Origin of the sequence: Bradyrhizobium sp. McL0615 (assembly GCF_049993905.1) — a bacterium.
In the GTDB taxonomy this organism is placed as follows: Bacteria; Pseudomonadota; Alphaproteobacteria; order Rhizobiales; family Xanthobacteraceae; genus Bradyrhizobium.
In genome coordinates this window covers 7,129,259-7,140,156 of record NZ_CP188254.1, presented here as the reverse complement: position 1 = coordinate 7,140,156, position 10,898 = coordinate 7,129,259, and the positions used below count along the sequence as shown (strand labels likewise).

The following is a 10,898-nucleotide window of genomic DNA, read 5'->3' as shown; positions in this document are numbered from 1 at the left end:
TCGGGCGCAAACGCAGACTATTAACCCACCTTCGCCTTTCAACTTGAATCATGAAGTACTTTACCGTGATTTGCGGCCTTCGGAGCGTGCCTAGTGCAGGATATAGCAATGCAAAACGGAGGCACGACAGGCAGCGAAGTATCCACTATCGCGATTGTCGGCATGTCGGGGCGTTTTCCCGGCGCACGAAACGTGGCCACGTTCTGGGAGAACATTCGCGAGGGTCGTGAAACGATCCGTAGCTTCACCGAGCAGGAGTTGCTTGACGCCGGCGAGCGCCCCGAGCTTCTGGGCGATCCGGCTTATGTTAATGCGTGCGGCTACCTGGACGATATCGACAAATTCGATGCTGCGTTTTTTGGTATCTCGCCTCGCGACGCGGCGGTCTTCGACCCGCAGCACCGTGTGTTCCTCGAATGCGCATCGGAGGCGTTTGAGGATGCCGGCTATGTAGGCGCAAAGATTAGCGGACCCGTGGCCGTCTTTGCAGCGTCAGGCGCGAGCGAGTATTTTACCTATAACCTCGTGACCAACGAAGAGGTTCTGCGCTCGATCGGTGCCTGGCTGCTACGCCACACCGGAAACGATTCCAACTTCCTTGCAACGCGCGTATCTTACGAACTTGATCTTGTCGGCCCGAGCATGAGCGTGCAAACGGCTTGCTCGTCTTCACTCGTCGCAGTTCATCTCGCCTGCCAGAGCCTTCTCAACGGAGAGTGCGATGTGGCGCTCGCCGGCGCTTCCACCATCTACCCAAAGCAACTGGGCTACATCTACAGGCCGGGGGAGATCCTTTCTCCAGACGGCCACTGTCGTGCATTCGACGCTCAGGCCGGCGGCACCTTGATGGCTTCTGCCGTCGGTTGTGTCATTCTCAAGCGGCTCTCGGACGCCGTGCGCGACGGCGACTGTATCCGTGCCGTGATCCGCGGTTCGGCGCTCAACAACGACGGCTCTGACAAGGTGGGATACCTCGCCCCGAGCGTCGGCGGGCAGGCTCGGGTGATTTCCGAGGCTCTGGACCTCGCCGGTGTTGCTCCCGAAGACGTGTCATACATCGAGGCACACGGCACCGGCACGCTTATCGGCGACCCGATCGAGATCGCTGCGCTGGTTCAGGCTTTCGGGCCTGAAGTCCAAAGGCAATCATGCGCCATCGGTTCGGTCAAATCCAACATCGGCCACGCGGGCGAGGCCGCGGGCATGTGCAGCCTGATCAAGACGATCTGTGCCCTCGAGCACCGTGAGCTGCCGCCCTCTCTTCACTACCAGACGCCGAACCCGCAGGCTGACCTTTCCAACTCGCCATTCTTCGTCAACGCCAGCCTGCGGCCGTGGTCAGTAGCGCCCGGCAAGACGCGGATCGCTGGTGTCACAAGCCTCGGCGCCGGCGGTACCAATGCCCACGTTATTCTTGAGGAGGCGCCACTACGCTCTTTGCGGGCACGTGGTGACCTAGGATCGCAACTCCTGTTGCTGTCGTCACGCAGCAGCGCCGCGCTCGACGTCGCGACCAGCAATCTCGCCAGCCATCTGCGCGCGCATCCCGAGCAGCCGCTGGATGAGGTCGCATTCACGCTGATGGCCGGGCGCGAGGCCTTCGAGGTGCGCCGGTCTCTGGTGGCGTCAGATGCAGCCGCTGCAGCGGCGCTTCTGGAAACCGCGGACCCGCACCGTGTATTCACGGGCAAGGCCGTGCGCGAGCCAATCTCCACCGCGTTCCTCTTCCCTGGCGGTGGAGCGCAATACGCCGGCATGGGGGCGGAACTCTACGAGAGGGAGCCGGTCTTCCGCGACGCAGTGGACGCTTGCCTTTCCGTCGTTCAGCCACGGCTCAAGGTCGATCTGCTCAGATTGATGTTCCCACCGCCCGATGAAGTGGCCAAGGCGGACAAGCGGTTGGAAGCTCCTTCTTTGGCGCTGCCGGCACTGTTCGCAATTGAGTATGCCCTGGCTATGCTGTTGCAATCGTGGGGTCTGCTCCCCGCCGCGTTGATCGGGCATAGCGCGGGCGAATATGCCGCCGCCTGTATCTCGGGCGTATTCTCGATGTCGGATGCGATCTCGCTGGTTGCGCTGCGCGGCATGCTGTTTGAGAAGCTGCCACGCGGGGCCATGCTGTCGATCGCGTTGCCTGAGGAGCAGGTGCGGTCGCTTCTAGGAAGCGAGCTTTCGCTCGCGGCAGTGAACGGACCTTCGCTTTGCGTCGCATCGGGGCCGATGGAGGCGATCGCACGGCTGGAGTCCAAGCTCGCTGCGGATGAGATCGAGCATGCGCGCGTTCACATCGACGTCGCCGCCCACTCGTCGATGCTTGAGCCGATCCTGGCGGAGTTCGAACGGTTCTGCAGGCCCATCGTCTTTCAGAAGCCGAAGATCCCGTTTGTGTCCAACCTGACCGGCACCTGGATCACAGACGCCGAAGCGACCGACCCGGCTTACTGGGTTCGTCATCTCCGCAACACGGTTCGGTTCGACCAGGGCGCTCGGACTTTGCTGGCGAGTGGAAGTCGTGCGCTGCTGGAAGTGGGACCTGGCCGTACGCTCGCCAGCCTCTGCAGGCAGCAGCCCAAGAAAGCCGCGGTGGTGACCACCGCGCTCCGCCATCCCAACGAAGCCGCGTCTGATGTCGCCTTTCTGAAGGAAGCGGTAGGCCGACTCTGGGTTGCAGGCATCGAGATCGATCCCACCCGTTTTTTCGCGACCGTTTCGCAACGCCGCGTTTCGTTGCCCACCTATCCCTTCGAGAGGCAGCGGTACTGGATCGACAAGGGCGTGCAGGCCGCGCCCTCGAACTCGCTGACGCGGCGACCTGACCTCGGCCAGTGGTTCTCGGCCCCTTCCTTCCTGCGTTCGGCACCCTCGGAACACCTTCCCGCGGAGGAGCTTCGCAAACCGTGGCTGGTTCTTACCGATAATTCGCCGCTGGCTAATGCAATTGTTGAACGCTTGCGAGCGTCCGGCGCACGGGTGTCCACGGTAGTCTCTTCGGGCCATTTCGCGGAACGCGACGAACTGAGCTTCACGATCGATCCGGCCCGCGCGGCGGACTATTCCAAGCTGATGGAGGCACTGCGGGCGCAGAACGCGGTGCCGGCGCACGTTGTGCACCTCTGGGCGCTAGCCCCAAGACCCAGGCGGTTCTTTGGCTCCTCCAGCGACGCCGACCTTGCTGCCTGGGAACGAGGGGCGGTCCGGAACTTCTACGGTCTGCTGTTCCTGTCGCAGGCGTTGGCATTTGAGGTAGACCAGGTCCGGCTCACCGCGATTGGGACAGCGATTGAGCCACTACCCGGCGAATCCGAGGTGCACCCCGAAAAGGCCGTCTTGATGGGGGTCTGCCGCGTGCTGCCGCGCGAGATGCCGGGCGCGTCATGTTCGGTATTGGACGTGGTCGTGCCGTCCGCCGGATCAAAGGCGGAAGCGCTTTTGGCCGATCGCCTGGTTGGCGAGCTTTCCGGGCGCAAGCGCGAACCGCTTGTCATCCTCCGCGAGGGCGGGCGCTGGGTGCAGCGTTTTGTCCCGCTCATGCTGGACCTCGGACCGAGCGTTCGTACCTGGTTGCGCCCCGGCGGGGTGTACCTGGTCACCGGTGGGCTAGGCGGCATAGGTCTGGAGGTAATGGAGCATCTCGCGCGGCACGCGAAGGGCCGCCTGGTGTCCGTCGGCAGGTCCCCGATGCCTCAGGAATCGGCCTGGGATCGCTGGCTCGAGGACCACGGGCAGGAGGACGGCACATCGCGCCGAATTGGGAAGGTGCGGGCACTGCGGGCGCTGGGAGCCGAAGTGATGCTGGCAACGGCCGACGTCACGGACCGCGAAGCCATGGCCGATATGATAGCCGAGGCAGCCCGACGCTTTGGCCGGATCAACGGCGTCTTCCATTGCGCCGGCGTGCTCAAGGATCAGTTGATCGCACTTCGCGCCCCCGAGGCTGAATCTGCGGTGCTTTCGGTCAAGGCCAAGGGGGCTATGGTTCTGCAGTCACTGTTTGTCGACGGGGATCTGGATTTCCTGATCCATTTCTCTTCGGTCAGCTCGATCCTTGGGCTGCCTGGACAGGTTGACTATACGGCCGCTAACGCCGTTCTGGACGCCTTGGCGAAGGCTCGTACGGCTCGGGGCAGTCAGACACGCACCGTCAGCATTAATTGGAATGCCTGGAGGGAGGTGGGCATGCTCGCAACGCTGGTCCGTGAGCGTAACGAGCCGGCCACCAGCGATTTGACCCCCGCGGGCTCTCTCCTCGGCGACTGCGTGCGCGACGACGCCGGGCAGACACTGTTTCACTCCGTGATGCATACCCGAACACACTGGCCGTTAAGCGAGCATGTCGTCAGGGGCGGGCAGGCGGTCATGCCAGGCACAGGTTTCCTGGAGATCGCCCGCGCGGCGCTTGCCCATCGGTCGGAAGACCGGCCAATCGAAATTCGCGACCTCGTATTCCTGCAACCTTTCGCTGTCGGGCCTGACGAGACGCGGGCGATGAATATCAGGTTGAATCGCGAGGGCAATCATAGCCTCGTGGTCTACGGCGATTCCGAAGAGCAGCCGTACGCCACGGCGCGTGTCGCGTATGTCGATTCGCCAGCGGGCCCAAGGCAGTCGGTGTCGACCATTCGCGCGCGCTGCCGCGGGCGCGGCGAGGTAATGAACGGCCGGCTGGTACAGAACTTCATGGACTTTGGTCCCCGCTGGTCCAACGTCCAGGCGATCCACCTCGGGCAGGGCGAAGCGTTGATCGACTTCGCGTTGCCGGCCGCTTTCGGTTCCGACGTCCCAACCTATGCGCTGCATCCGGCGCTGCTCGACATGGCAACCGGCGCCGCCCAAAAACTGATTCCGGGATTTGCAGGCGATCATGACTTCTATGTTCCGTTCTCTTATGGCCGCGTGCTGATGACGCGTCCGCTGCCTCCAACCTTCTCCAGTCACGTGCGCTTGCGCATTGCGGAGGGCAAGAGCGCGGTCTTTGATGTGACGTTGCTCGATGAAGACGGCAACGAGCTGGTCTCGATCGAGCGCTACATCATGCGCCGAGTCGAGACGTTCGCTTCCATACCGGCCTCGTCCAAGCCGGCGCGGCCAGATGGCCCCGAGACGGCCGAGGAAGGTTTCCTGCGCGAGGGCATGACCAACGCGGAGGGTCTTGAAGCTCTGGATCGTATCCTCGCCTGCAACGTCTCGCCGCAAGTCGCAGCATCAACCCTCGACCTCGATCTCTGGTTGGATCGCCTGGACCATGGCGGTCGCGGAACGCCGGCAGAGGAGGCAAACTGGTCGATCGGAATGCCCGGTCTGGTGCGCCCCGGTGGCGATACCGGTGTCAAAGCGCCCCGCGATGCCATCGAGCGAGACCTGGCGGCAATCTGGAAGGAGATGCTAGGCGTCCAGCAGGTCTCGATAGACGACGACTTCTTCGAACTGGGCGGGCAGTCGCTGATCGCGATGCGGCTTTTCAACCGCATTCGCAAGGAGCACGGGGTCGAGTTGCCGCTGTCTGTGCTGTTCCAGGCACCGACCATCGCTGCCACGGCGGCGCTGTTGCGGGAGACCAAGGGCTTGGCGGCGATCGATCCGTCAGCGGACGGCGCCGACGTAGCCATGCAAGTGAGCGCCGAAGATCAGCTCTCGGCGGCATGCACGTCGGCAGCCGCCGATCATGTGGCCAGCGAACTTGCCATCTCGGCGGACGCACAATCATCAAGCGTTCCGGCGCCTTTCCGATCGTTGGTCGAGATCACACGGGGCGGCAATCGACCGCCGCTGTTCTGCGTCCATGGCGCCGGTGGCAATGTGCTCAACTTCCGCGACTTGTCATGGGGTCTGCACCATGACCAGCCTTTCTTCGCGCTGCAGGCCCGCGGCGTGGATGGCACGACTGAGCTGCATCGCTCGATCGAGGAGATGGCTCGGGCCTATGTCGAGGAAATCCGTGCGTTGCGGCCACACGGTCCCTATTTTCTGGCCGGCTATTCAGGCGGAGGCGTCGTCGCTTTCGAGATGGCGCAACAACTGAAAGCGCTCGGCGAAGAGGTCCCGCTTCTCGTGTTCTTCGACACGTACCACCCTCAGATGCCAATCCGCACCGTATCGCTGGGCCGTAAACTGCAGCGTTTGCGCAAAGACGGCCTCAAATACCTGAAAGAGACCGTGCTTGACAGGCTGGAACGCGCGCGGGCGATGCGCGAACGATTGCAAATCACGCTGTGCGTCACCAGGGGCAGGCCGGTGCCGCACGCGCTGCGGGATCGCCATCTCACGGAAAGCTTCGGCCAGGCGGCCGCACGCTACCGACCTCAGCCGTGGGAAGGGAAAGCGCTGCTTTTCCGGGCTGAGAGTGTGCCTTTCGTCTTCAGTGGCGGCGGGCCCTATTACGGGTGGGACAGCGTCGTGCTGGGAGGAGTGCAGACCGTGATGATCCCCGGCAACCACGACACGCTGTTGCTCGGAGCCAACGCAAAGGTATTGATGGGCCCGCTGAATGCCGCTCTCGATCGGGCGAATATGCGGATAGCGTCCAAGCCCACACTTGTTACCGAAGAGGGTTTCTCATCCGCAGCTAGCTAGCGTTCAAGGTCGTGCTGTCGGGCGCTAGCCCGAACCCGGACGTGTGCCCGAGCATCGCAGCCCCTCATTGCGTGGGTGAAGCGAATGGGTTTTCGGGATCATTTGCATCGGCATACTCGCGCCCGCAACGATAGGTGTTGTACTGGCGCTTGAGCGTGGCGAGGCCCGGCAGGCCTTTGCCTTGAAAGGCCGTATAGGCCGGGCAGATTTCCTTTTGCATCAGATCCCGGCACGCCGCCATGTCGCGCCGCGCAGCGGCATCGGCCCGCTGGCCGTATGAGACAGCATATTGCCTTGCCAGCGTTTGCATGTACCGGCCTGTCTCCCGGGCGAGTGACGCAGGGATGGTAGCGCTCTCGGGGTTGCGGCCGAAGAGTACTGCATAGTGCACCAGCGCGATGAAGTAGCGGCCAGCCTCGCTCATATGCACGTTGTCGGAGAAGAGGAGGCGCACGCGCTCCCCCGGACTAGTGCCCGCAACGCCCGGCACCTTGCCCTCCCACAGCGCCGCAGCCAGTTCCGCAAGCGCGCCGCCACCCGGCAGTACGCGGACGCGCGGAACATTTCCACGCGCGGGAAGGTCGAGGTTGGCCCGACTGGCGACGCATTCCCACATTGGTAATACCGCGCGCTCGTAGTCGATCCAGAGCCCTGGTGCATCGGGGTCCAGGGGGAGCCAGGTATGATAAAGCAGCACCTGGGCGTCGGGGTTACCGGCCAGTAGGTGCTGGGCCATGTCGGTCAGATAGAAGGCGGTACGTTCCTTGCGTGCAATGGCGGGCAGGTCGTGGCGCTCCGTGACGACGAGAACATCGTACTTCTCGCCAAGTCCCAGCCGCCGGGGCTGGCGCAGTTCTGCGGCGACATCCAAGCCAGTGCCGTTCCGGTTATGGCCGGCACGATAGCCCGGCCATTCGGCAGCAGAAGTTACCTCGCCTTTGGTCCGCTGCCGTAGGAGGGAATACCCCAGGACCTGCGCCTCAAAATCCAGGCGATGTCCGAGCGAGCGTGCGATCTGTTCGACCACCTGCGGCACGCCGTCGCTGAGGCTGTGGCCTGAGTAGAAGGCGCGAACATCATCCCTGGGCGTCCATGCCGACATGCCGACCTCTTCGCGCGCTTCTTCACTCATAGCTAGGCCTCCGCCATTGAGCATGATCAGCGCCGCAAGGATCGCCCTCAACCGGCCGATACATCGTTGGCTCACCGCATATGCTCCGACTTTCGCGATAATACGCGCTGCGCGTCAGCGGGCCAGCAACGCGCGCTTCTCTTCATTTGATAGTGGTTTTGCCGCGTAATGCTGCAGATTGGTCGCGACATGTTCAGGTGTACGCATTCCCAGGATCGTCACGGAGATGCGCTCCACGGAGAGCGCGAACTGGAGCGCCGCCTCCAGCGCTGAGCGCTGCATCTGCTCGGCAAGCCGCTTGATTTGCAAAGCGCGTTCCCACTGCGGCTCGCTTGCGCGCAATTCCGTCTCGGTGAGGGATTGTTTCAACGCGCCGCCACCAAAGCAGCCCCGCGCGATGATCCCGAGTTGGCGCTCGGACACTTTGTCAAACACACCGTCCAGCGCCTGCAGGTCCATCAACCCAAAGGGCATCTGGAGGCTGGCGAGCCCTTCCATGTCCAGGCAGTGCACAGCATCGTAAACGGAGTCGAGGGCAATTCCATATTCGCGGATCTTGCCTTCCGTCTTCAAACGCCCGAGCAGCTCCAACGCATCCTGGAGCCGCGACCCGGTAAGTTCCTCCCGAGGCGGGCTATGGAGTTGGTACAGGTCGATATGATCGGACTGCAGTCGCCGCAATGACGCCTCCACCGCTTCTCTCAAATAGCCGGGCGAGAAATCCTGTGAAAGCGGAGCCGACAGAGCCGCTGGAACCGCGCTACGGCGCAGGCCGAGCGCCCGAACAATGGGCTTGGCGAACGGCTTGATGAGCTGAATGAGTCGCTTCCGTTTCGGAAGGCAATAGCCGCCTTTGGTGGCGATGAACACCTTGTCGCGCTTGTTGCGAAAGGCGTTGCCAACCAGGACCTCGCTTTCCCCTTGCGAATACATGTCCGCGGTGTCGTAGAAATTTATCCCAGCGTCGCAGGCGGCCTCGAGTGTCCTCAGCGAGCTCGCCCTGCCACCGTCCTTGGCGAGCAGTCCACCGATGCGCGCGCCGCCAAATCCGATCTCGGAAACGCGCCATCCGGTTTTTCCAAACTGCCTATAGCGCACGCCCGCTCTCCGTCACATGGCTCGCAGGTCGCGTGCGAGGCGGTCCGCCGAGCGTGCAGCCAGCGCCATCACCGTCACCGTAGGATTTTTCTCTGCGCCGGTCGTGAAGCAGCTGGCATCGACCACCAGGACGTTCGGAATATCGTGAAGTCGATTGAAGCCGTCGGTCACGCCGAACCTGGGCGAGGCATGCATGCGGGCCGCGCCGCCATAGTGCTTGGCGGTCCCTGGGACAAGCGTCGGGACGATCTCTCTAATCGCGCCCTTGTGCCCGGCGTCCTGCATCAGTTGCATCAGGTGCGCGCGCGCTTTGACCATGTTGTCCAAAACGTTTTCGTCAAACCTGATGTGAACTTCCAAGGCAGGGCAGCCAAACTCGTCTTTGTCGTTTTTGGCGGGGGCGACGTAGTATTTCTCTTCCGGCACCATTGTGCCGAAGACTTGGACGCCAAAATAGGTCGTCTTCTGTCCAAGGCGACTTTTGATCTTGCCGACCGTTCCGAACGCACCGAGCGTCCATGAGGAGGCAAGCAGAGGATTTGACGAGGCGTGGGGCAGTCGCGTCAGGTAGGCAGGCGGAGACAGCGACGTGAGCGGCGTGTCCATGTCGACCGCCCACCACTCGCGCGGGTGATCGTGAAGATATTTGCCGAGCAGACCGGCGCTATTGCCCATCCCGTTCGGGTGATCGTTGCAACCGGAGTTGAACAGCAGCTTGGGCGAACTCAGCGGTCCGCACGCCACCACAAATGCGCTGGCGCTCACACGATGGTGCGCCATGGTCTGCCTGTCGCAATAGATCGCGGCTACGACCTTTTTCTTCTGCCCGTCCCATTCCAGCTTCAACGCATGGGCTCGGGTGATCAGCTTGAATCCGGGCTTCCCGACGAGCCCTGCGATCAACTTCGAATAGCTGTTGAACGAGGTGCCGCGGCTGAGGAGCAGGTATGGCGGCCCGTCGGCAAGCGGCATCGTCGTAAAACCCTGCCCGCGCTTCAGCGCTGCCTGCCGAACGGATTGCCAGTCCTTTGGCACCTGTTGTCGATAGTCACAATAGCCGGCCGGCAGACTTGGGACATCGCCTGGGTCTGCGGTGATCTCCATCGTCCGTTCGGCAATCTCGTAGTATGCAGCGATATCGCCGTAGGTGACGGGCCAACGATATTTCTCATGGATCTGCTCGCCTGCCGTGAAGTCCTCCGGGCAGAAGCGCGGCACGGCGCCTGTCCACTGATTGGAGAGGCCACCCAGCGCATAATTGTATTCGAGGTTGGTCTCCGGATCGCCGGTGACGACGAACCCCTCCGCCTTCGTCATGGGCGGAAGACGTCGAAAGAGATTTCTGCCCGCCAGCCGGACGAGCGTGCCGTGCTGGATGTCCTCTCCGGTCTCCAGCATCGTCACTGGAATGCCCTTGCGGACAAGCTCGTACGCAGCCATTGCGCCTGCTGGGCCGCTGCCTATGACAACGACGCGGCGATCGTCACTCATCCGATACCCTCGAAACTTCTGTGCCTCGCGTGTCTAGCCCCTTTCGGCCGAACTCGCCAATGCGGCGGTGAGCCAGTGCCGCCCCCTTGCGATCCAGATGGGCGCAGATGCGCCGGCTGATCGATCTTCGTTGCGTATTCCGAGGGAGCCGGAGGCGGGTTCCAGGCCAGCGCAACCAATCATTCCAATTGTGCAGTGGGGAGAGGGCGATGTTGCGCGCCACTCTCACGCCGGCGCTCCTATCAGGCCATTCCAGAGGAGGGGCTTCAGATTTCTGGCACCTGGTCGGGTTGCTTGGGCGGAACAATATGGAAAGCCGACCCCCGCGGGAACTGACTTCGATTCGTCGGTGGCTGAAAATCAAATTTCTCGTGATAAGCAAACTTGCGAATAACTGATCGTGGGTGCTTGGTCGCTGCGGTCCGACCAATTTATATTGTCCTTCCATATCCTTGCATTGTGGGCGACGCCCTGAATCGGGACAATTAAACATGCAACCGCAAACCACATTGCGTTAATAAAAAGTATATAGTAGGGCATTATTTGTCTACGAAGCTAATTCTTAACAAATCGTTAATGCTTAATAAAGCGTAAGCGTTGAACCTCT

4 protein-coding genes are annotated in these 10,898 nt (G+C 62.2%); 1 reads left to right on the top strand and 3 read right to left on the bottom strand.

Features of this window, described 5'->3' with window-relative positions; all coding sequences use genetic code 11:
* Positions 1–108: 108 nt before the first annotated feature.
* Positions 109–6,570 carry a type I polyketide synthase gene (locus ACPPVP_RS34425; RefSeq protein WP_426528005.1) on the top strand — a complete coding sequence of 2,154 codons (6,462 nt, stop codon included), beginning with the start codon at positions 109–111 and terminating at the stop codon, positions 6,568–6,570.
* A 64-nt stretch (positions 6,571–6,634) separates the two neighbouring features.
* Here the strand turns inward: ACPPVP_RS34425 and ACPPVP_RS34420 are convergent, their stop codons facing one another.
* From ACPPVP_RS34420 to ACPPVP_RS34410, 3 genes are all read right to left on the bottom strand, one after another.
* Complete coding sequence (locus ACPPVP_RS34420; protein WP_426528004.1) at positions 6,635–7,702, bottom strand: hypothetical protein; 1,068 nt, start codon at positions 7,700–7,702, stop codon at positions 6,635–6,637.
* A gap of 114 nt (positions 7,703–7,816) precedes the next feature.
* Positions 7,817–8,800, bottom strand: a complete 984-nt coding sequence (locus ACPPVP_RS34415; protein ID WP_426528003.1) for an aldo/keto reductase — start codon at positions 8,798–8,800, stop codon at positions 7,817–7,819.
* Between the two features lie 12 nt (positions 8,801–8,812).
* Complete coding sequence (locus ACPPVP_RS34410; RefSeq protein WP_426528002.1) at positions 8,813–10,240, bottom strand: GMC oxidoreductase; 1,428 nt, start codon at positions 10,238–10,240, stop codon at positions 8,813–8,815.
* Between the last annotated feature and the right edge of the window lie 658 nt (positions 10,241–10,898).